This window comes from Phyllobacterium myrsinacearum (assembly GCF_002980555.1).
Taxonomy (GTDB): Bacteria; Pseudomonadota; Alphaproteobacteria; order Rhizobiales; family Rhizobiaceae; genus Phyllobacterium; species Phyllobacterium myrsinacearum.
Genome location: NZ_PVBT01000001.1, coordinates 1,072,005 through 1,093,621, shown reverse-complemented (window position 1 = coordinate 1,093,621; position 21,617 = coordinate 1,072,005). Strand labels below are relative to the sequence as shown.

Here is a 21,617-nt window from a genome sequence, read left to right as displayed (position 1 = left end):
GATATGGTCCATTTGTCCGGCTTCATCGTCGCAAAGGCTTGACAATGAACCACATTGCCTTCGCCTTTGCTCCTTGTAACCGAACAAATGGCCTCATACCATTTCGACCAGATTAATGGGTCTTGACCCTAGCTCTGTTGTCATTTCAGGAAGATGATTACACCCCTTTGGCCGTAGAATCGTCACGAGATGGTAATCTTGTGGGCGAATCAAAGGAAAATCCCGCCAAAGGGACCACAAGGTTGAGACGATGCTGAAGAAAAGTTTCCAGATTCTGGCCCTGCTGACCATGGCTTGTTCGATGACAAGCGCGGTTCTGGCCGAGCCAAAACATGGAATCGCCATGCGCGGCGAGCCTGCCCTGCCCGCTGATTACCCCTATTTCCCCTATGTGAATCCCGATGCGCCCAAGGGCGGCTCGATAACCTATGGCGTGGTGGGCACATTCGACAGCCTCAACCCCTTTCTGATCAAGAGCATGCGCACCTATGCGCGCGGCGTTTTCGGCGACCCCGAATTTGGCAATCTGGTCTACGAAACGCTGATGCAGCGCAGCGCCGACGAGCCCTTCACCATGTATGGCTTGCTGGCGGAGAAGGTGGAAACCAACGAGGAACGCACATTCGTTGAATTCACGCTGAACCCCAAGGCCAAATGGTCCGATGGCCAGCCTGTCACGCCGGATGACGTGATCTTCACCTTTAATCTCCTGACGGAGAAAGGGCGCCCGCCCTTCAACACGCGGATGAAACTGATCTCGAAGATCGAACAGGTCGGCGAGCACGGTGTCCGCATCACCTTCAATGATCAGGCCAACCGGGAATTTCCCCTCATTCTCGCGCTGATGCCTGTTTTGCCGAAGCACGCCGTCGCCCCCGACACGTTTGACCGGTCGCCGCTTGCCATCCCGGTCGGCAGCGGCCCCTATGTGGTGTCGCAGGTGCAGCCGGGACAGCGCATCGTCTTCAAACGCGATCCGAATTACTGGGCGGCAGATTTGCCGAGCCGGCGCGGCTTCAATAATTATGACGTGATCACTGTCGAATATTTCCGCAATCTGCAGGCGCAGTTCGAGGCGTTCAAGAAGGGCGTTTTTGACGTGTTCATGGAAGGCGACCCCAACAAGTGGGCATCGTCCTACGGCTTTCCGGCCTTCAATGACGGACGCGTGGTCAAAAAGACGTTTGAGACCCATTCACCCGCCAATGTCTATGGTTTCGTCTTCAACACGCGCCGCGACGAGTTCAAGGACCGGTATGTCCGCGAGGCGCTCGCCCTGATGTTCGATTTTGAGTGGACCAACCGCAACCTCTATGCCGGACGCTATCAGCGCCTGGCCAGCTATTGGCAGGGTTCGGAACTATCGGCGCTCGGAAAGCCCGCCGATGCGGCCGAACGCGCGATTCTTGCCCCGTTCCCCGACACGGTCCTGCCTGAAGTCATGGATGGCACCTACAAACCTGCCATGACGGATGGCTCGGGCCGCGACCGCAAGGAAATGAAGCGCGCCTACGATCTGCTGGTCAGCCGCGGCTACACAATCAAGGACGAGCAGATGCTCGACCCGAACGGCAATGCGCTGAGTTTCGAAATTTTGACGCGCTCCGTGGCCGAAGAGCGGCTGGGTATCGCCTACAAACGCACGCTGGAACGCCTCGGTATCGCGGTCACGATCCGCACGGTCGATGACGCGCAATATCAGAAACGCCTGCAAACCTTTGATTATGATGTCATTCTTGGCGCCTATTCCGGGTCGCTCTCACCGGGATATGAACAATATGCCCGCTGGGGCAGCCAATCGAAGGACATCGAGGGCAGCTTCAACTATGCCGGTGTTGCCGACCCGGTTGTCGACGCGCTGATTGACAAGATGCTTGCCGTCCACGGCCAGGCGGAGTTTGTCAGCATCGTGCGTGCCCTCGACAGAGTGCTGATCTCCGGCCATTATATGGTGCCGATTTACTACCAGCCCGAGCAATGGATTGCCTATTGGGCGCATCTGCAACACCCGGACAAGACATCTCTCAACGGCTACCAGCTTCAGACGTGGTGGTCTGACAAACGATAGGTTGAACATCATGACCGAAAAGAAATTTACCATCGACGTTGTGTCGGATGTTGTCTGCCCCTGGTGCTTTGTCGGCCGCAAGCGGCTGGAAAGCGCCCTCGCCCTCAATCCCGACCTGGACGTGACGGTCAACTGGCGCCCGTTTCAGCTCGATCCGACGCTGCCGAAGCAGGGCAAGGACCGCAACCGCTACATGACCGAGAAATTCGGCAGCTCGGACCGGATTTTTGAAGTGCATCAGCAATTGATCGAACTCGGCAAGGAAGAAGGCATCGAGTTCGACTTCGAGGCGATCGAGATCGCCCCCAATACACTCGACGCGCATCGCCTGATCCGCTGGGCCTCGCAGGCCGGTCCCGATATCCAGGACAAGATCGTCGGCATTCTCTTTTCCTATTATTTTGAACAGGGAAAGAACATCGGCGACCATCAGGTGCTGATCGAAGCAGCTGAAGAAGGCGGCATGGACAGCGCTATCGTCGCGAGCCTGCTGCCGACCGATGCGGACAGCGTTGGCGTGCGCCAGGAAATCGACACCGCCAACCAGATCGGCGTGCGCGGCGTGCCCTGCTTCATCCTGGATCAGAAATACGCTGTTATGGGCGCACAGTCCGCCGACGCGCTGGCCGATGCCATCCGCCAGACAGCCGACGGTTTCGAACCCCGCCCGACCTGATATGAAGCGCCGGTGGAGACTGGCCGCTATGCGGCGGCCAGTTTCGCCAGCTGGGTCATCACGACGGCCGCACCATTCAGGCGCTTTTCCGCCGTTGGCCAATCGCGCACGAACACGATGCTCTGGTCCGGGCGGATTTTCGCCATCGAGCCCTGTTCGCCGATCATCTTCACCAATGCCGCCGGATTGCTGAAGGTCTTGTTGCGGAACTGGATGACGATGCCCTTCGGCCCGGCATCGAGCTTGTCGACATTGGCACGGCGGCACAGCGCCTTGATGTAGACGATCTTGAGCAGATGCTGCACTTCATCCGGCAGGGGGCCGAACCGGTCGATCAGCTCGGCGCCAAAGCCATCGATATCCTGCAATTCCTCCAGATCAGCCAGACGCCGATACAGCCCCAGCCGCAATTGCAGGTCCGGCACATAGGTTTCCGGAATCATCACCGCCGTGCCGACCGCAATCTGCGGTGACCAGTGGCCATCCTCGACCTCGCCCGTCCCCTTGATCTCCGCGACCGCTTCTTCCAGCATCTGCTGGTAGAGTTCGAAGCCGACTTCCTTGATATGGCCGGACTGTTCTTCGCCGAGCAGATTGCCCGCACCGCGAATATCCATGTCGTGGCTGGCCAGCTGGAAACCGGCGCCGAGCGTATCGAGTGATTGCAGCACCTTCAGCCGCCGGTCGGCCATCTGCGTCAGCATCTTGTTGGCTGGCAGCGTGAACAGCGCGAAGGCGCGCTGCTTCGACCGGCCGACGCGGCCGCGCAGCTGGTAGAGCTGGGCAAGACCGAACATGTCGGCGCGGTGGATGATGAGCGTATTGGCCGTTGGAATATCCAGACCGGATTCAACGATGGTCGTCGACAGCAATACGTCGTATTGCCCGTCATAGAAGGCATTCATGATGTCGTCGAGTTCGCCCGGTGGCATCTGACCGTGGGCAACGGCGACTTTCAGCTCCGGCACCTGCGAATCCAGAAATTCCTTGATCTCGCTGAGGTCCGAAATGCGCGGGCAGACATAAAAGCTCTGGCCGCCGCGATAACGCTCACGCAGCAATGTTTCGCGGATCACAAGCGGATCGAATGGCGAGACGAACGTGCGCACGGCCATGCGGTCGACCGGCGGCGTGGTGATTAGCGACAATTCGCGCACGCCTGTCAGCGCCAGCTGCAATGTGCGCGGGATCGGCGTGGCCGACAGGGTCAGCACGTGGACGTCGGATTTGAGATCCTTCAGCCGTTCCTTGTGCTTGACGCCGAAATGCTGCTCTTCGTCGATGATCAGAAGACCGAGATTCTTGAACTTGATGCCCTGCCCGAGCAAGGCGTGGGTGCCGACGACAATATCGACCTGTCCCTCGGCAATGCCCTTCTTGTTCTCGGCCAGTTCCTTGGCGCCCACCAGCCGCGACGCCTGCGCCACATTGACCGGCAATCCCTGAAACCGTGTCGAAAAGGTTTTGTAGTGCTGGCGCGACAACAGCGTGGTTGGCACGACCACGGCCACCTGAACCCCGTTGAGTGCGGCGACGAAGGCGGCGCGCAGCGCCACTTCCGTCTTGCCGAAGCCGACATCGCCGCAGATCAGCCGGTCCATGGGCTTGCCAAGCGAGAGATCGTCGATGACGGCTTCGATGGCGCGGTCCTGGTCTTCCGTTTCGTCGTAGGGGAAACGCGCGGCAAACTCGCCATAAAGCCCATCGGGCGGTGTAAGCACGGGGGCGCCACGCATCTGCCGTTCGGCGGCAATGCGGATGAGGTGACCGGCAATCTCCAGCAGGCGTTTCTTCAGCTTGGCCTTGCGCGCCTGCCACGCCCCGCCGCCCAGCTTGTCAAGGACAGCCGTCGAGCTTTCCGAGCCAAACCGGGAGAGGAGTTCGATGTTTTCAACCGGCAGGAACAGGCGGTCATCGCCCGCATAATGGATTTCCAGGCAATCATGCGGCGCACCGGCGGCCGTGATCGTCCGCAAGCCGACAAACCGCCCGATGCCATGGTCGACGTGCACGACGATATCGCCGGCATTCAGCGCCGCCACCTCGCTGATGAAATCCTGATCACGCTTGCGGCGCTTGGAACGGCGGATAAGCCGGTCGCCCAGAATATCCTGTTCGGCGACAACAACGAGATCGCCCGCGTCGAAACCGGTTTCCAGCGACAGGATGCCCGCCGTGATCTTGTCGCGCGCCAGCGCCTTGACCGTGCGCAGGTCTTCGACCAGTTCGATCTTTTCCAGCCCATGCTCGTTCAGAACCTGGATGAGCCGGTCACGCGAACCTTCGCTCCATGCGGCCAGCAGCACTTTTTTGCCGGCGGCCCGCTCATCGGCGATATGCTTGACCACGCTGTCAAACACGTTGGCGTCCTTGGCCGTGCGTTCCTCGACAAAAGTGCGCCCGCGATGGGCACCGGCATGAATGACGGAGCGGCCGGTCGCGAACGGCGCATCGAACGGCGAGAAGTCAACGCGCATGCCCGAGGCCACCGCCGCGGCTTCCACCTCTGCCGGTGTCAGGTAGAGCGAGCCCGGTTCGACGGGCTTGTAGGGCACCGCCTCGCCCGGTTCCGTGCCATCGGACTGCTTCTTGCGCGCCTCATAGTGATCAACCACCATCTTGTGGCGTTCGGCCATGGCTTCATGCGCCAGATGGTCGAAAATGACCGGCATGCGGCCCGCATGGTCGAAGACGGTTTCCATGCGCTCGTAGAACAGCGGCAGCCAATGCTCCATGCCGGCGAAGCGACGCCCCTCCGATATCGCCTGATACAACGCGTCATCGCGCGACGGCGCGCCGAATTTCTGCACATAGTGCGAGCGGAACCGGCTGATCGTCTCCGGCGAGAGCGTGATTTCGCTCATCGGCTGCATCGAGAATTCGGTTTTCTGGCTGGATGTGCGCTGCGATGCGGCGTCGAATGTGCGGATGGATTCCAGCGTATCTCCAAAGAAATCAAGCCGCAGCGGCTCTTCAGCGCCGGGCACGAACAGATCGAGAATACCGCCGCGCACGGCATATTCGCCCACATCCCGCACGGTCGAAACGCGCTCAAACCCATTGTTTTCAAGGCGTTGAACAAGCGCATTCATGTCAATTCTGTTGCCGGGTTTGGCGAGAAAAAGTTGTTCCGCCAGGACTTTTCGCGGCGGCAGCTTTTGCAGCACCGCATTGGCGGTCGCGAGAATGACGCCGGGGTGCTTCTGCTCGCGCAGGGCCGCAAGGCCAGCCAGAGCCGCTAGACGCCGCGCCGCCGTGTCCGAGCCCGGCGATACGCGGTCATAGGGCAAGCAGTCCCAGGCGGGCAGTTGCAGCACCGGCAGATCGGGTTGAACGAAGCTGAGCACCTGTTCGATGTCGGCGACGCGCTGGCCATCGCTGGCGATGAACAGCACGGGACCGCCCGCTCCCGCCTCGGCAACCACCTTGGCAAGCGCAAATGCTTCATATCCGTCGACCACACCGTCGATGACGACGTGTCCGTTGATATCCGGTTTCAGTCCGAGTTTGGAAAAGGCATTCATGTCTGATCAGAATTTCATTGCGTTGCGGGAAGCCAGAATCCTGTGAAAGATCGGCGTATTGAATTCTTCGGGAACCTCAGCCTCCCCGGTAACCCATTTCAGAAGGTCGCGGTCGAGCGCTTCCATCAGCGCTTCATACTGGTCGAGTTCCGCCTCCGTCAGGCTTTCGATGTGCGCATCGGCGAACTGTCCGAGAATCAGATCCATCTCGCGCATGCCGCGATGCCAGGAACGGAAGAGGATTTTGCGCTGTCTTGGCGGCAGATCAACTGTTGAACGACTGCTTCCGGTCATGGACAGTCTCCCTTGAAATATCGTGAAAAGGCTTCGGTGGGCGGGAAGCCAAAGGATTGCGGCTGGGTATAGCGCGCCTTGCCGACGATGTCAGCCTTGCAACGCATTATGAACGCGTTAAACCTAGGGAATGCGTCCTTCATTGCTTGATCCCCTTTTTGCTTCCGTCCGCTCGCTGCCCGGCATCGGGCCGAAAGTGACGGGTCTGCTTGCCACGCTGCTGGGAACACAGCCACCCGGAACCGAACCGCGGGTCGGCAATCTGGTCTACCTGCCGCCCAACAGTGTCATTGACCGGCGCAATCGCCCCGGCATCGCCCATGCGCCGGAGGGTGCCATCGTGACGCTGGAAGTGCGTATCGACCGGCACCAGCCGGCACCGAGCGGACGAAGCAACGTACCGCACCGGGTTTTTGCGCATGACGATACCGGCGAAATTGGCCTTGTCTTCTTTCATGCCAAGCGCCCCTGGCTGGAAAATATCATGCCGGTCGGCGAAACCGTTATCGTCTCCGGCCGCATTGAATGGTTCAACGGCCGCCCGAGCATGGTTCACCCCGACCATATCGCCGGCATCGCCGATGCAGCGTCGCTGCCTCTGGTTGAACCGGTTTATCCGCTGACGGCCGGGCTGTCGCCCAAGGTGCTGGCACGCGGCATACATGAAGCGCTGGCACGCACACCGGAAATGCCCGAGTGGATCGAGGCGCCCGTGCTGGCAAAACATGGTTTTCCCGCGCACCGGCAGGCGCTTGAAACGATTCATCGCCCGCAGGATCCCTCCGATATCGCACTGGATCATCCCGCACGCCAGCGGCTTGCCTATGACGAGTTTCTGGCAGGCCAGCTTGCTCTCGCGCTCGTGCGCCTGAAAACCCGCCGGCTGTCCGGCCGCAAGCTGGAGGGCGACGGCAGCCTGAAAGCCAAGGTCATTGAAGCCTTGCCCTATGACCTGACGGGCAGCCAGCAACAGGCGATCAAGGAGATTATCGCTGACCTGCGCCAGCCGGAACGCATGCTCCGGCTTTTGCAAGGTGACGTTGGTTCGGGCAAAACCATCGTCGGCCTTTTGGCTATGGCGCATGCGGCCGAATCCGGCGGCCAATCCGCCCTGATGGTGCCGACCGAGGTTCTGGCCCGGCAGCACTATGCCACCATTGCGCCGCTCGCCGCCAAGGCAGGCCTGCGCACAGCCCTGCTGACCGGCCGGGAAAAGGGCCGCGAGCGCGAGGATATTCTTGACGGCCTGCGTTCCGGCGCCATCCACATCGTCATCGGGACGCATGCGCTCTTCCAGGAAAAGGTGAACTACCACGATCTTGTCTTTGTAATCATTGATGAACAGCATCGTTTCGGTGTGCATCAACGGCTGTTGCTTCAGTCCAAGGGATCCGCGCCTGATATGCTGGTCATGACAGCAACGCCCATTCCGCGCACGCTGGTTCTGACCGCCTTTGGCGACATGGACGTGTCAAAACTGACGGAAAAGCCCGCCGGACGCCGGCCGATCACCACCGCCATTCTACCGATGGAGCGTCTGAGCGAGTTGGTGGACCGCATGCGCCGCGCCATCGCCGACGGCCAGAAAATCTACTGGATCTGCCCGCTGGTCGAAGAATCCGAATTGGTCGACCTGGTTTCAGCCGAAGAACGCTTCCAGTCGCTGCAGCCCTTGCTGGGTAATCAGATCGGCCTCGTCCACGGCCGCATGACCGGCGCGGAGAAAGACGCCGCCATGCTGGCCTTCAAGAACGGCGAGACGCGTCTGCTGATTGCAACCACAGTCATTGAAGTGGGCGTGGATGTGCCCGATGCAACGATCATCGTCATTGAACATGCGGAACGGTTCGGTCTTGCCCAGCTGCATCAGCTGCGCGGGCGTGTCGGGCGTGGCGACAAGCCGTCAACCTGCCTCCTGCTCTACAAGGGCCCGCTCGGCGACGTGGCGCGGGCGCGGCTGGAAATCATGCGCGAGACCGAAGACGGCTTCCGCATTGCCGAGGAAGACCTGAAGCTGCGCGGCGAAGGCGAATTGCTGGGCACCCGCCAATCCGGCACGCCGGGCTTTCGCCTCGCCAGCATCGAGGCGCATCAGGAGCTGCTCGAAATCGCCAGGAAAGATGCGCGCTATATTCTCGGGCGCGACCCGGAACTGCAGAGCGCGCGCGGCGAAGCCCTGCGCGTCCTGCTCTATCTCTTCGAGCGCGATGAAGCCGTCCGGCTGCTTCGCGCCGGGTGAATCATTCAACCGTGACCGATTTTGCCAGATTGCGCGGCTGGTCGACGTCCGTTCCCATGAAGACAGCCGTGTAATAGGCCAGCATCTGGATCGGCAGCGCATAAATGATCGGCGTGATGATTTCGGGCATATCCGGCAGAATGACCGTATGCATGGTTTTCAGCGTGCTTGCCGCCGCGCCGCGCTCATCGGTGATCAGGATGATCTTGCCGCCGCGCGCCGCCACTTCCTGCATGTTCGATACGGTCTTTTCAAACCAGTGATCATAGGGGGCAATGACGATGACCGGCATGGATTCATCGATCAGCGCGATCGGGCCGTGCTTCAACTCGCCCGCCGCATACCCTTCCGCATGAATGTAGGAAATTTCCTTCAGCTTCAGCGCGCCTTCCAGCGCCAGCGGGAAACTCGTGCCGCGGCCGAGATAAAGCGCATGCTTGACCTGCGAGAGATCGCGGCTGATCGCCTCGATCTGCTGCTCAAGCTTCAAAGCCTGCGTGGCATAGCGCGGAATTTCTGACAGTTCATGCACCAGACGCCGCTCGTCGTCTTCCGAAATGGTCCCGCGCATCTTGCCGGCAATAACCGCCAGCGATGCAAGCACCGACAACTGGCAGGTGAACGCCTTGGTGGAGGCAACGCCGACTTCCGGACCGGCCAAGGTCGGGAAGATGGTGTCCGACTCGCGCGCCATGGTCGATTCCCGCACATTGACCACCGAACCGATGGTCAGTCCCTGCTGCTTGCAGTAGCGCAGCGACGCCAGCGTATCGGCGGTTTCGCCGGACTGGGAGACAAACAGCGCCAGGCTGTCCTTGGACAGGGGCATTTCGCGGTAACGGAATTCCGAGGCCACATCGATATCGACGGGAAGCCGCGCAATGTGTTCGAACCAGTATTTGCCGATCAGTCCGGCGTAGTAGGCCGTTCCGCAGGCGGAGGCCGCAATCCGGTCGATCCTGGCAAAATCCACGGGCGCCGCATTGCTGCGGACCGTGCCCTTGGAAAAATCGAGATAATTGGCCAGCGTATGGGAAATCACCTCGGGCTGCTCGTGGATTTCCTTTTCCATGAAGTGCCGGTGATTGCCTTTGCTGACGAGAAACGCCGTACCGGCTGATTTTTCGATGCGGCGCTGCACGGTTGCACCGGTCTCGTCATAGATCACCACGCCCTTGCGCGTCAGCACGGCCCAGTCACCGTCCTCCAGATAGGACAGGCGGTCGGTGAAAGGGGCAAGCGCGATGGCGTCCGAGCCCAGATACATCTCGCCGTCGCCATAACCGACCGCAAGCGGTGGGCCGTTGCGCGCCGCGATCAGCAGGTCGTCTTCGCCCTTGAACATGATGGCAATGGCAAAGGCACCGCGCAGCTGCGGCAAAGTCTGGCGAACGGCTTCGACCGGAGCAAGGCCGCGATCGAGCGCACGTGTGACCAGATGCGCCACGGTTTCAGTATCGGTTTCGGTCTCGAAGACGTAGCCGTCCTTTTCCAGCATGCTGCGCAGCTCGGCAAAATTCTCGATGATGCCGTTGTGAATGACGGCAAGGCGCGGCGTGGTGTGCGGGTGGGCATTGCGCACGGTTGGCGCGCCATGCGTGGCCCAGCGCGTGTGGCCGATGCCGATGGTACCGGAAAGCGGCTGATCCTTCAGCAGCGTATCGAGATTGACCAGTTTGCCTTCGGCGCGCCGCCGGTCGAGAACACCTCCGTCCAGCGTTGCAACCCCGGCGGAATCATAACCGCGATATTCCAAGCGTTTCAGCGCGTCCACCAGCAAAGGCGCAACCTGCTCGCGTCCGATAATTCCTACAATACCGCACATAAAAAGCTCCGATGGCTCAGGGTCTCGATTTCAACCTGCCTCAGGCGAATATGTCCCGGCAGGAAGTCAAATTCCGTTTCAATGTCTGGCATGAACTGCCAATGCGTTATTCCGCTGCTTTCCTGGCTTTTTTCTGCGCGGCATAGCCTGCGCGCAGCTGAACCGCCCGGCCTTCCTTGTTGACCTGATGCGCCCGGCCAAACGCCAGCGCGTCCGCCGGGACATTCTGCGTAATCACGCTGCCCGATGCGACGTAGGCATTGTCACCAACCGACACCGGCGCAACCAGCGACGTGTTGGAACCGATAAAAGCACCGGCGCCGATCTCCGTCAAAGCCTTGTTATAGCCATCGTAATTGCAGGTGATGGTTCCGGCACCGATATTGGCATCGGCGCCCACGGTGGCATCACCCAGATAGGTCAAATGGCTGACCTTGGCGCCAACACCGATCCTGGTGTTCTTGACCTCGACGAAATTTCCGACCTTGGCATTGGCGGCAAGATCGGCACCCGGACGCAGGCGCGCGAACGGGCCGACATTGGCGCCCGGCCCCACCTTTGCCCATTCCAGATGCGAAAAAGCGTGAATGACGGCGCCTGTTGCAACCGACACGCCCGGGCCGAAAACAATATGCGGTTCGAGCATCGCATCCGCCTCGATCAAGGTGTCATGCGCAAAAAACACGGTTTCCGGTGCCTGCATGCTGACACCGGCGAGCATCATCGCCCGCCGTTTCCGGTTCTGCCAGATGGCTTCGGCTTCCGCCAGTTCGACACGGGTGTTGATGCCGATGACATTGTCGACGGCGATATCGATGGCAATGACGGATTTTCCCAGCGCATTGCCGATTTCAACCACATCCGTCAGATAATATTCGCCCTTGGCATTGGCGTTGGTGACCTTGTCCAGCAGTTGCAGCGCACTGTCGCCGCGCAAGGCCATCAGGCCGCCATTGCAGAAACCGATCTTTTTCTCGTCGTCGCTGGCATCCTTGTCTTCGCGGATGGCGATCAGCTTGCCGTCTTTCTCGATCAGACGCCCGTAACCCGTAGGATTGTCCGGCCGGAAGCCCATGACGACGACATCGGCACCCCGGGCCAATTTGGCGCGTGCCCTATCCAAGGCTGCAGTTTCAATGAGCGGGGTGTCGCCAAAGACGACGAGGATATCGTCATAGCCGCGCGCGATCGCATCGCGGGCAGCCAGCACCGCGTGGGCGGTGCCGAGCCGTTCGGTCTGTTCGTGCACCGTGACATGGGAAACCACCGATTGCACCGCGTCGCGCACCGCATCGGCGCCGCGGCCGACAACCAGCGCGATATCGCTGCCCCCGGCGCTGTGAACCGCCTTTGCCACATGGGCAACGATAGGCAGACCGGCGATCGGATGAAGCACTTTCGGCAGCGCTGATTTCATGCGCGTGCCCTCACCGGCGGCAAGAATGACCGAGAGGCAGGTACGTGATGTCATTGTCAGAATTCCGGATCCGTTTTGGCTCGACACAGTTTTACGCCCGATCGTGGCATAATCCCGGTTGCCAATGCATGAACAAGTTCCGTTTCTTTAGCCGAGTTGGCCAAGGATGGGAAATGTTTCAAGCAGCCAGAAAGAGAATGTCTGCAATCCACCGGTCAGGAACAGCACGCCGGTGATGACCAGAAGGCCGCCCATCACCTTTTCCACCTTGCCGAGATGCATGCGGAAGCGCGTGAGGAACCGCATGAAGTAACCGGAAAACAGTGCGGCGATGATGAAGGGAATGCCAAGGCCAAGCGAATAGATCGCCAGCAGCAGCGCCCCGTCGGAAACCGTATCGCGGCCGCCCGCAAGGGCGAGGATCGGCCCGAGAACCGGCCCGATGCAGGGTGTCCAGCCAAAGGCGAAGGCCAGCCCCATGACATAGGCAGCCAGCGGATTTGCCGGCTTGCCTTTCGTCTGGAACCGCGCTTCACGCGACAAAAAGGCAAGGCGGAACACGCCGAGGAAATTCAGCCCCATCAGGATGATGACGACACCGGCGGCAATGGCGATCTCCTGCTGCCACATGCGCAGCAGTCCGCCGATCGTCGACGCGCCCGCCCCGAGAAGCACGAAAACAGTCGAAAAACCGAGAACGAAGCAAAATGACGACAGCAACAGCGCCTGCCGCACCGGCGACACACGGGCCGCGGGCTGATCGGAACGGAAATCCTCCACGGTCACGCCAGCCATGTAGCAGAGATAAGGCGGCACCAGCGGCAGCACACAGGGGGAGAGAAAGGACAGCGCACCGGCACCGGCAGCGGTCAGATAGGATACATCAAGCGCCATATGCGCTCCTTGTTTGGCATTTCAATTCGGATGGAAGGTGCCATAGGCCGAATCCCCGGCAAATTCCAATCACCTTTTCGACAGTTCGGCACACAGATGCGCCGCGATTGTTGCCAGCGGCAGCGCCAACCCCATGTAAAATGCCTCCAATGCCCGGAAAAACCGTGGACAGGGCAAAAACAGGGCTTAATCTTGCAAAAACAGTGCACAATAGCTGTTGACCAATGCCAATCCCATCCCTATGTTCCGCCGCAATTCCCCAGGGGCAGCGCAACCGCCTTCCCTGCCTGGGAGCGCGTAGCTCAGCCGGTAGAGCAACTGACTTTTAATCAGTAGGTCCGGGGTTCGAACCCCCGCGCGCTCACCATAAGCCCAAGTTTTTCAATTCCGTTGCAATCGCACACCTCCGCAGCGTCCGATAGGGACAGGCGTGGGCCTATACCCGCCAGCCAGACCGCAGTAGGATTGGCCCGGAACCGTCACTCAGCGGTGCCTCGGGGACCAGAACAGAGAATGAACGGCACTATCAAGGACAAGAACAGAGCCCTGATCAGGCTCGTCTATGAAAAAACGCGCAGCGACGGACCGCAATCAACCGCGCCGCTGCTCGACAATGATTTCGTGGCCCGTATCGGGGACAGCGTGCCGTGGGGTGGCATCTACCAGGGGCCGGATCATTATCTGGGCACCTGCGTGCGCCAGTATTCGCTTTATCTCGAACCGACATCCGTCATTTATGAAACCCTGAATTGCCAGGATGACGAAGTGCACGCACTCGTACAGTTCAAGATGCATGACGGCGATGCGACGGTGCCATTTCTCCACACCTGGACGATTCGGGGCGAAAAAGTCATACGCCTCAATTCGGTTTGCCTGCAGCCGGGCCTTCTGTCGGCCACGCCTCCCTCGATCCGCAAGAAGCGGCCAAAACGGCTCAAACTGTATGAGCGCCTGATGGGGATCAAGCGGCGGCAGAATGTATGAGAGCGACCGCTGGCCAGCGCAGCAAAAATATCTGAAATGGCCATTGTCGCCGGGGCATTTCGTGTTTTAGCCTCCTTCCGCCTGCCGTACCCGGATTTCCCGCAGATTACAGGATGAACCATGACCAACGACCTTCTCGTTCGCCCCGTCACCCGTCAGGATTATGACCAGTGGCTTCCGCTTTGGGATGGCTACAATGCGTTTTACGGACGGTCCGGTGCGACAGCGCTGCCGGCTGAAATAACCCGTACGACCTGGCAACGGTTTTTCGACGCCTACGAGCCGGTCAATGCCCTCGTTGCCGAGAGCGGCGGAAAACTCCTGGGGCTGACACACTACATCTTCCACCGCAGCACCATTTCGGTTGCACCAAACTGCTATCTGCAGGACCTGTTTACGAACGAGGCGGCCCGGGGAAAGGGTGTCGGCCGGGCCTTGATCAACGGCGTCTACGAACGGGCTCAGCATGCCGGATCTCCGCGTGTTTACTGGCTCACCCACGAGACCAATCACACCGCGATGGAACTCTATAACAAAGTGGCAGACCATTCCGGCTTTGTCGTTTATCGAAAGATGTTCTGAATACGCCCGTCCGCCGCAAGTCGATCGGGTGACATCGGCGCAGCGTTTACCACAAACATAAATAAAAACTTCAAGTCTTGGTCAAAATAGCCGGGAAATGTCATTGCCATTGCGCAAACAAAAGCAATAGATAGCAGATATACTTCTGATACATTCAGAATATACAAAAATGAAAAGAAACACATAGAATTGGGGATGATCCGCAATTCGTGATGCTCGGTGTTGTAATCCAAGGGGAAATCTTATGAAGAAAATTGTGCTGGCGACCATGATCGCACTGGCGCCCGCCGCGGCGCCGGCTGCGACCCTCACCTTTCCAAGCGAGGCTCCGGTTGCGGCGATCACCATTCCGGACAGCTGGGGACCCAAGGAAACCGACAGCGGCATCGACGCCACATCCGATGATTCGGCCATTTATCTCTCCGTCGATGTGGCCGATGCCAAAACATCCGACAAGGTGATCAGTGACGCCATCGATTTCCTGACGGAAAACGGTGTGAAGATCGATGATTCCACCAAGAAGGAATCAACCGACCACGTCAATGGAATGGACATGACCAATATGGACTGGACCGGTACGGACAAGGAAGGTGCCGTGAATATCGGACTGTCCTTTGCCGCTCCGACACCGGACAAGCTTCTTGTCATCACCTATTGGGGTTCCAACGGAACACAGGAAAAACACGGGCCTGAGCTGCTCGCAATCATCGGTTCGCTCAAGGCGGCCGCCAAATAACACTATTCGAAGATGGGCAGCGCCGGAGTGCTGCCCATCCCCGTCTCCGCCGGCCGCGCTGCAATGGAAGCCTGCCTGCCGATATGCGATCGCGGGATAAAGAATGAAATTTCGCATTTAATTCCAGATAGAAAAGCAATTATATTAATGCGCTTTCTTATGAGTTCCATTTCATACGGGATGAACTTTTGTTTCCCAAAATGATTACTTGACTCAAATACTCATGTATCATAGCACCAGTTCCGTCGAATAGAACTCCACGGGACGACCATGAAAATCATACAGAGTTTTGCGGCGGCGCTGCTTGTCAGTGCCGCGATGCCTTCCCTTGTCTTGGCACAGGGCGCCGGGCCGATCATCGAGCTGGGCGGCGATATCGCATCGGGCGAAGGTTCGGGCACTGCCGGACTGTTCCTGCCATTTCTGCTGCAGAACGGCGACGGCCTGTTTGTCGAAGGCCGGGGAACCTTTGCCAGCGGTTCGGTCCGTCAGGGATCACTCGGCGCCGGTTACCGCCACCGCAACAGTGACGGATCGATCATCGGCGCCTACGGCTATTTTGACAGGCTGCACAGCGACTACGGCAACAGCTTTGGCCAGGTCTCCTTCGGCACTGAATTCATTGGTTCGGTGTTTGAAGCCAGAAGCAATGTCTATCTGCCGGTCACCGGGTCCAAAACACTGAGTGAATTCAACCGGGCCTATCTGAGCGGCGATGCGCTGGTGTTTCAGGCGGGCAAGGAACGGGCGCGCAAGGGCGTGGATGCGGAAGCAGGCATTCGCCTTCCGGTGTTTCCGCAGGATGCAACCAGCCAGCTCAAACTTTTTGGCGGCGGCTACTGGTACGAAGGCACCGGCATGGCCGATACTTTCGGCGGCAAAGCCCGTGCCGAACTGACATTTGCCGGTTTGCCCGGCGTGGGTTCCGGCACCACCCTCGCCCTCGGCGCTTCGGCCTCCTACGACAATGAAGACAGGCTTGAATTCGGCGTCAGCGCCCGTCTGCGTGTCGCGCTGGGCGGTACATCGTCCGGCCAAAGCAGCGTCGACCCGATGTATCAGCGCGTCGAGCGGGCGGATTTCATTCGCACCCATGCTGGAACAACCGGTGATAGGGAGGCGGTTGAATTTGCCTCGTCCGGCGAGGCAATCGGCAAGGTCGTCGGCATTTCATCGGCCAGCGGCACGGCTGCGGCAATCAACAGCGCACTCGCGGCAGCAGGAAAACACGCCCTCGTCCTGGCCAGCGGCGATATCGCGCTGGACAACACGCTCACCCTCGGCAGCCAGCAGCATCTGTTTGGCGGCGGCAGTGTCATCGGCGTGCGCGGCGTCGACAGCGGCGGCACGGCATTGTTCCGCCACGATGGCGCTGCCGCGACTTTGACTGGCTCCAATCCCGGCCGGGATGTCATCACGATGGCTTCAGGCAGTGAAGTGGCCAACCTGTCGATCCGCGGCGGTTTCGCCGGTATTGCAAGCCATGGGGCGGCAGACCTATGGATTCACAATGTCGATATCGCCAAGGCGGCCAATGACGGCATCCGGCTGGAAGACGTTGCGGGCGCGACCGTCCAGAACGCCAGCATCCACGATCTTTTCATCTGCAACAACAACACGGATTGTGAGTTCTCGGTCTACAGTCCGAACCGCGCGCCTTATGCGGCGATCAGTGCGCTCGGAACCCGCAATCTGACGGTACGCGATACCACGATCAGCGATGTCACCTATGGCGTCTTTGCGGGCAGCCGCATCAACGACAAGACCTGGCCGGCAGAACTGGTGAGTCCGGCCACAAACATTGTCCTCGATAATGTCAGCATCAGCAATTCCCGGCGCGAAGGCGTTCTGCTCGTGGCGGCAAAAGACATTGGGATGAACAAGGTCACCGTCGACAATTCGAAACAAGGTCTGGATATGGATCTGGTGGTGCTGCAAGGCACATCGAACGTGTCCATTGCCGATATGACGCTCAAGGGCGGGGTCAATGGGCTCATGCTGGTTTCCGCAAGCACGCTGCCAACCAGAACCACCAATGTGAACGTTTCAGGCCTTGTGATCGATGCGCCGCGCAACGCCGGCATCTTCCTCAATCCGGTTGCGGATATTCACTTCAAGGATGTGACAATCAGCAATGCGGGAAGCTACGGCATTTTCAGCTATGGCAGTGATTTCGAGTTTCTCGGAGGACCGGTCAAGGATATCACGCTGAACAATGTGACAATCGACGGGGCGGCGAAAGCCGGTCTCCATTTCATGGGGCCATCGGTCAATCTCGACGGCAATGTCGGCGTCACCAACACACCGCGCAACTGTCTTGTGTCCAGTTTCGGCAGTTACATCAATGGCTCGCTGACCCAGGAAGGGAACTCCGTGCTCCGGTTGAACGGAACGGCTCTGAACGACGCGAACTTCGTTTCCACGTGCAAGTAGGCTGACAATGCCCTTCGCCAGTCCGGCGTCAGGATCGCCGGACAACGAACGTCAGGACACGAGTTTTTCGCGCAGGAACGTGCCAAGCTCCCGCACAATGTTGGAAGGGTCCCTGGCGACAAACAGACCGAAATCCGCGCTTGGCGCCTGCGGCAGGCTGCGGCCGCCCTCAATGGTTTCGCAGTCGGACGGCAGGCTTTCCGGCAGCATCAGGCTGTAGCCGAGCCCGGCACGCAAGGCGCCGATCAGGGCACCGTAGCTGGAGACCCGGCAAGCGACGCACCATGCGACCCCGGCGCTGGCAAACGCCAGGGTTGTCTTGTCCTGCCAGGTGCAGGAGCCTTCGAAGACGATGAGCGGGATCGGGTCACCCTCGCCCACATCGATCAAACGGCTGCCGCTCCAGACAAGTTGCCGTGACCAGTGAAAGAATGGCGCAAAGGTGAACCGCGATGGGTCGGCAATGACGATATCCAGCGTCCCGGCCTGGAGATCATGGCTGAGTTCGCCGCTGTGTGCCGTGACCAGATCAAGCTCCACCTGCGGAAATCGCTTGCGAAACTCAGCGAGTAGAATAGGCAGCCGCGTCACCACGAGGTCTTCAATCAGCCCGAGCCTCACCCGCCCGACCAGCTTGCGCCCCTCGATCTGCTGGCGCGCATCTTCGCCAAGCGCGATCAGCTTGCGGGCATAGGCCACGAGAATCTCGCCTGAATCGGTCAGCGAAACGCCGCGTGATGAACGCTTGAGAAGCTGCGTGCCAACATCCGCCTCCAGCCGCTTGAGCTGCATGCTGACCGCCGCCTGCGTGCGCGCCAGTTTCTCCGCCGCACCGCTGACGGTACCCGTTTCGGCAACCACGAGCAGCGCCCGCAACAGGTGCGGATCGAGAGTCATATCCATCAAGAATCCTTATATTGATATAAGCAATATCAAGATACATTATCACGAACTTTCGTGGCAAGGAATGCTCCCCAGCAAGAGGAGATTGCCTTGACGAGTTTCCGCGACCGTTTTGAACAGACCGGCCTGACCTGGCCGGATATCGCGCCAGCCAACTTTCCGTTCGCACCGGCCGTCCGCATCGGCAATATCGTCTATATCTCCGGTCAGATACCCGAGGCGGGAGATGACATTGCCTACGCGGGCAAAGTCGGCGAAACGATCAGTCTGGACGAGGCAAAGCAGGCGGCCGCCATCTGCGCTGCCAACATTCTGTTCTGGCTGAGCCGGGAATTGGATGGCGATTTGAGCCGGGTTGTCCAGGTGGCTAAGATCACGGTTTACGTGAATGCCGTCGCCGGCTTCAGTGACTATTCAACCGTCGGCAACGGCGCATCCGAACTTTTGCTCGAGATACTCGGAGACAAGGGCAGACATGCCCGCGCGGCGGTCGGCATGGCGGGCCTGCCCCTGAATGTACCCGTTGAAGTCGATGCCATCATTCATGTCCGCTAACCCATTGAAAAAGTGAGAACTCTACCATGAACCTTGGACTGGAAGGCAAACGGGCGCTTGTGCTCGGCGGCAATAAGGGGCTTGGCCGCGGCGTTGCCGGCGCGCTCGCTGAAAACGGCGTGGTTGTCGCCATCGCCGGACGGGACGATGCGGCGTTGAACGCCACGGCCAGTGCGCTGCGCGTGCATTCGCCCCGCTCCTTCGCCCTCAATGCCGATCTTGCCGATCCCGTGGCTTTGGCCGCCATGCTCGATCGCGTTGACGGGGCGATGGGCGGCATCGACATCCTGCTCTTGAACGGCGGCGGGCCGCCGCCATTTCCGGCGGCATCGCTGAACATCGTCCAATGGCGCACCCAGTTCGAGACCATGTTCCTGTCCGGCGTGCGCATCGCCGCGCATTTCCTGCCGGGCATGCGCGAACGGCATTGGGGCCGCATCCTCGTGGTATCGTCCACGAGTGTCCGGGAGCCGATTGCCGGCCTGACCGCATCCAATGCATTGCGCGCCGCCGTTGCGGGTTGGGCGAAGAGCCTTGCCGGCGAAGTGGCTGCCGATGGCGTGACGGTCAATCTGCTGCTCGCCGGACGCCTTGCCACGGCACGCACGGACGCATTGGATCGCATGGACGCCGAAGCACGGGGTGTTGACGTCGCCGTCATTGCCGCAGAGAGCCAGGCGGACGTGCCCGTCGGCCGCTATGGAACAGCGGATGAATTCGGCGCCGTGGCTGCGTTTCTCGCCAGTGAACGCGCCTCCTATGTCACCGGAGCAGCAATACCGGTGGACGGCGGCTTGTCGCACGCGATCATTTGAACAAGGCGTTCATGCGGCATGGAGGCAATCCGGCCGCGTTGGCCGGATTGCCTGTTTCTGGCGTCAGCGCGGCAGATCAGGCTTTGCCTGCCCGTGTCGCCAGCCTGATTGCCATTGCCGTGAGGATCAGCGTGGCGGAAGCCACAAGAATGACCGACGTGAACGCGCTTTCGAAAGCATCCCGGGCAAAGCCGGTCAAAGCCGATGCAGCATCCGGTGCCAGCCCCTTGGCATAGATCAACGCCTCATCGAGGCTGTCATAAACCATCACCGGGGCATTCATGCTGTCAGGCAGCGTCAGGCTGATGCTGTAGATCGTCGACATGAGACTGCCGAGCAAGGCGACACCCATGGCGCCGCCAAGTTCGTAGGACACCTCTTCAATCGACGCCACCGTACCGGCGCTTTCTTCCGGCGTGTTGAGCATGATGGCGCTCGATGCGGCTGTCATGGCCGCGCCAAAGCCAAAGCCGAGAACGGCAAGGCTTGCGATCTGCACAAGCGGCCTTGCTTCATGGACATAGAGCAGGCTGGCAACGCCAAGCCCCGCCGCCGTCAGACTGGCCCACATGATGGGTTCCGAGCCAAGACGCGGCAGCGCCAGTCCCGCCAGCGGACCCGCCGCAAAGGCAGCGAGCGGCACCGGCAGAATCAAAAGCCCCGCTTCCAGCGGCGACAGCCCCATGACCAGCTGAAAACGCTGGCTCAGCACCAGTTCCATGCCCACAAGCGTGAGAGAGGCGATGAAGGCGGTCGCGACACCCGACGAGAATCTCCGGTTTCTGAACAGCCTGAAATCGATCATCGGTTGCGCCGAGCGTCCCTGCCGCCGGACAAACAGCCACAGAAAGACGACGCCGATCATCGCGGTCGTGAGTGCCGCCGCATAGGCTGGCGTTTGCTTGCCGAATTCCTTGATCGCGTAGGTCACGCCGACGAGCCCGATCATGATCTGCACGGAGGCAACGAGATCCCAGGGACGCGTCGTATCACCCGCGCGGTTGGGAATGACCCACAGCGTGAACACCAGCGCCACGACGACGATGGGAACATTGATGAGGAACACCGAGCCCCACCAGAAATATTCGAGCAGAACGCCGCCCAGCACGGGTCCGACGGCTGCGCCGCCCGATGCAATCGCCGCCCAGATGCCAATGGCAAAGGCGCGCTCCCGCTCATCCGCAAAGGTTTGCCGGACGATGGAAAGCGTGGCCGGCATCATCATGGCCGCACCGACGGCCAGCAAGGCGCGCGAAGCGATGAGCACCCCGCTGGTCGGAGAGAAAGCGGCTGCCAGCGAGGCCAGGCCGAACACGAGGAGACCGCCGGCAAACAATTTCTTGTTTCCGATCCGGTCGCCAAGCGCGCCGGCACCGGGCAGAAGGCCGGCGACAACCAGGGGATAGGCGTTGACGATCCACAGCTTGGCCGATGCCGAAGCGTAGAGATCATGGGTCAGACGCGGCAAAGCCGTGTAGAGAACTGTCATGTCAATGACGACGAGGAACAGAGCGCTGGAGACGATCGCTAGGACCAGCCAGCGGTTTTGCGGTAGCATTTTTTCACCATTGGAGCATTCATCGCTCCCGTTATATGTGCGGTCATGCATTGATTGAGCATCGCTGCATCGCGCATTATATAAATACGTTCGTATTGAAATGGAAGAGGAAGA

General features: G+C 59.9%; 16 protein-coding genes and 1 tRNA gene. 10 read left to right on the top strand and 7 right to left on the bottom strand.

Annotated elements, in window-relative coordinates:
- Window positions 1-289: 289 nt before the first annotated feature.
- Together C5750_RS05260 and C5750_RS05255 are read left to right on the top strand one after the other, a co-directional pair.
- Window positions 290-2,068: an extracellular solute-binding protein gene (locus C5750_RS05260; RefSeq protein ID WP_245421014.1), complete on the top strand. Its 1,779-nt coding sequence runs from the start codon at window positions 290-292 to the stop codon at window positions 2,066-2,068.
- Between the two features lie 10 nt (window positions 2,069-2,078).
- On the top strand, window positions 2,079-2,744 hold the full coding sequence (locus tag C5750_RS05255; RefSeq protein ID WP_105733124.1) for a DsbA family oxidoreductase: 666 nt from the start codon (window positions 2,079-2,081) through the stop codon (window positions 2,742-2,744).
- A gap of 26 nt (window positions 2,745-2,770) precedes the next feature.
- Here the strand turns inward: C5750_RS05255 and mfd are convergent, their stop codons facing one another.
- Window positions 2,771-6,268 carry a transcription-repair coupling factor gene (gene mfd, locus C5750_RS05250; RefSeq protein ID WP_105732743.1) on the bottom strand — a complete coding sequence of 1,166 codons (3,498 nt, stop codon included), beginning with the start codon at window positions 6,266-6,268 and terminating at the stop codon, window positions 2,771-2,773.
- A 6-nt stretch (window positions 6,269-6,274) separates the two neighbouring features.
- Window positions 6,275-6,562 carry an FAD assembly factor SdhE gene (locus tag C5750_RS05245; RefSeq protein ID WP_105732742.1) on the bottom strand — a complete coding sequence of 96 codons (288 nt, stop codon included), beginning with the start codon at window positions 6,560-6,562 and terminating at the stop codon, window positions 6,275-6,277.
- Window positions 6,563-6,692: 130 nt separating this feature from the next.
- On the opposite strand from C5750_RS05245, the gene recG reads away from it, so the two are divergent.
- Window positions 6,693-8,801, top strand: coding sequence for an ATP-dependent DNA helicase RecG (recG, locus tag C5750_RS05240; protein ID WP_105732741.1), 2,109 nt, complete (start codon window positions 6,693-6,695; stop codon window positions 8,799-8,801).
- A gap of 1 nt (window position 8,802) precedes the next feature.
- On the opposite strand, the gene glmS is transcribed toward recG, so the two are convergent.
- The 3 genes from glmS to C5750_RS05225 all read right to left on the bottom strand — a co-directional run bounded on the left by glmS (window position 8,803) and on the right by C5750_RS05225 (window position 12,937).
- Complete coding sequence (gene glmS, locus C5750_RS05235; protein ID WP_105732740.1) at window positions 8,803-10,626, bottom strand: glutamine--fructose-6-phosphate transaminase (isomerizing); 1,824 nt, start codon at window positions 10,624-10,626, stop codon at window positions 8,803-8,805.
- 106 nt (window positions 10,627-10,732) lie between these two features.
- Window positions 10,733-12,097, bottom strand: a complete 1,365-nt coding sequence (gene glmU, locus C5750_RS05230) for a bifunctional UDP-N-acetylglucosamine diphosphorylase/glucosamine-1-phosphate N-acetyltransferase GlmU (protein ID WP_105732739.1) — start codon at window positions 12,095-12,097, stop codon at window positions 10,733-10,735.
- A 93-nt stretch (window positions 12,098-12,190) separates the two neighbouring features.
- Window positions 12,191-12,937 carry a cytochrome c biogenesis CcdA family protein gene (locus C5750_RS05225; protein ID WP_105732738.1) on the bottom strand — a complete coding sequence of 249 codons (747 nt, stop codon included), beginning with the start codon at window positions 12,935-12,937 and terminating at the stop codon, window positions 12,191-12,193.
- Between the two features lie 291 nt (window positions 12,938-13,228).
- Here C5750_RS05225 and C5750_RS05220 point away from each other — a divergent pair.
- The 5 genes from C5750_RS05220 to C5750_RS05200 all read left to right on the top strand — a co-directional run bounded on the left by C5750_RS05220 (window position 13,229) and on the right by C5750_RS05200 (window position 17,672).
- Window positions 13,229-13,304: transfer RNA gene (locus C5750_RS05220), tRNA-Lys, on the top strand.
- Between the two features lie 146 nt (window positions 13,305-13,450).
- The gene (locus tag C5750_RS05215) at window positions 13,451-13,921 is read left to right on the top strand and encodes a hypothetical protein (protein WP_105732737.1); all 471 of its coding nucleotides are present in this window, start codon (window positions 13,451-13,453) and stop codon (window positions 13,919-13,921) included.
- Window positions 13,922-14,041: 120 nt separating this feature from the next.
- The gene (locus C5750_RS05210) at window positions 14,042-14,503 is read left to right on the top strand and encodes a GNAT family N-acetyltransferase (RefSeq protein WP_105732736.1); all 462 of its coding nucleotides are present in this window, start codon (window positions 14,042-14,044) and stop codon (window positions 14,501-14,503) included.
- A gap of 244 nt (window positions 14,504-14,747) precedes the next feature.
- Complete coding sequence (locus C5750_RS05205) at window positions 14,748-15,239, top strand: histidine kinase (RefSeq protein WP_105732735.1); 492 nt, start codon at window positions 14,748-14,750, stop codon at window positions 15,237-15,239.
- A 270-nt stretch (window positions 15,240-15,509) separates the two neighbouring features.
- Window positions 15,510-17,672: a right-handed parallel beta-helix repeat-containing protein gene (locus C5750_RS05200; protein ID WP_105732734.1), complete on the top strand. Its 2,163-nt coding sequence runs from the start codon at window positions 15,510-15,512 to the stop codon at window positions 17,670-17,672.
- Between the two features lie 51 nt (window positions 17,673-17,723).
- On the opposite strand, the gene C5750_RS05195 is transcribed toward C5750_RS05200, so the two are convergent.
- A complete protein-coding gene (locus tag C5750_RS05195; RefSeq protein ID WP_105732733.1) occupies window positions 17,724-18,575 on the bottom strand; it encodes a LysR family transcriptional regulator in 852 nt (283 codons plus the stop codon).
- Window positions 18,576-18,665: 90 nt separating this feature from the next.
- Here C5750_RS05195 and C5750_RS05190 point away from each other — a divergent pair, with 90 nt between their 5' ends.
- Together C5750_RS05190 and C5750_RS05185 are read left to right on the top strand one after the other, a co-directional pair.
- Window positions 18,666-19,130: a RidA family protein gene (locus C5750_RS05190; RefSeq protein WP_199537962.1), complete on the top strand. Its 465-nt coding sequence runs from the start codon at window positions 18,666-18,668 to the stop codon at window positions 19,128-19,130.
- Between the two features lie 26 nt (window positions 19,131-19,156).
- Window positions 19,157-19,945 carry an SDR family oxidoreductase gene (locus tag C5750_RS05185; RefSeq protein WP_105732732.1) on the top strand — a complete coding sequence of 263 codons (789 nt, stop codon included), beginning with the start codon at window positions 19,157-19,159 and terminating at the stop codon, window positions 19,943-19,945.
- A 76-nt stretch (window positions 19,946-20,021) separates the two neighbouring features.
- Here the strand turns inward: C5750_RS05185 and C5750_RS05180 are convergent, their stop codons facing one another.
- Window positions 20,022-21,503, bottom strand: a complete 1,482-nt coding sequence (locus C5750_RS05180) for an MFS transporter (protein WP_105732731.1) — start codon at window positions 21,501-21,503, stop codon at window positions 20,022-20,024.
- Window positions 21,504-21,617 lie beyond the last annotated feature (114 nt).

Bases quoted from the DNA above. Each gene is read 5' to 3' on its own strand.
- C5750_RS05260 (WP_245421014.1), top strand. From the start codon at position 290: ATGGCTTGTTCGATGACAAGCGCGGTTCTGGCCGAGCCAAAACATGGA.
- C5750_RS05255 (WP_105733124.1), top strand. From the start codon at position 2,079: ATGACCGAAAAGAAATTTACCATCGACGTTGTGTCGGATGTTGTCTGC.
- mfd (WP_105732743.1), bottom strand. From the start codon at position 6,268: ATGAATGCCTTTTCCAAACTCGGACTGAAACCGGATATCAACGGACAC.
- C5750_RS05245 (WP_105732742.1), bottom strand. From the start codon at position 6,562: ATGACCGGAAGCAGTCGTTCAACAGTTGATCTGCCGCCAAGACAGCGC.
- recG (WP_105732741.1), top strand. From the start codon at position 6,693: ATGCGTCCTTCATTGCTTGATCCCCTTTTTGCTTCCGTCCGCTCGCTG.
- glmS (WP_105732740.1), bottom strand. From the start codon at position 10,626: ATGTGCGGTATTGTAGGAATTATCGGACGCGAGCAGGTTGCGCCTTTG.
- glmU (WP_105732739.1), bottom strand. From the start codon at position 12,097: ATGACATCACGTACCTGCCTCTCGGTCATTCTTGCCGCCGGTGAGGGC.
- C5750_RS05225 (WP_105732738.1), bottom strand. From the start codon at position 12,937: ATGGCGCTTGATGTATCCTATCTGACCGCTGCCGGTGCCGGTGCGCTG.
- C5750_RS05215 (WP_105732737.1), top strand. From the start codon at position 13,451: ATGAACGGCACTATCAAGGACAAGAACAGAGCCCTGATCAGGCTCGTC.
- C5750_RS05210 (WP_105732736.1), top strand. From the start codon at position 14,042: ATGACCAACGACCTTCTCGTTCGCCCCGTCACCCGTCAGGATTATGAC.
- C5750_RS05205 (WP_105732735.1), top strand. From the start codon at position 14,748: ATGAAGAAAATTGTGCTGGCGACCATGATCGCACTGGCGCCCGCCGCG.
- C5750_RS05200 (WP_105732734.1), top strand. From the start codon at position 15,510: ATGAAAATCATACAGAGTTTTGCGGCGGCGCTGCTTGTCAGTGCCGCG.
- C5750_RS05195 (WP_105732733.1), bottom strand. From the start codon at position 18,575: ATGGATATGACTCTCGATCCGCACCTGTTGCGGGCGCTGCTCGTGGTT.
- C5750_RS05185 (WP_105732732.1), top strand. From the start codon at position 19,157: ATGAACCTTGGACTGGAAGGCAAACGGGCGCTTGTGCTCGGCGGCAAT.
- C5750_RS05180 (WP_105732731.1), bottom strand. From the start codon at position 21,503: ATGCTACCGCAAAACCGCTGGCTGGTCCTAGCGATCGTCTCCAGCGCT.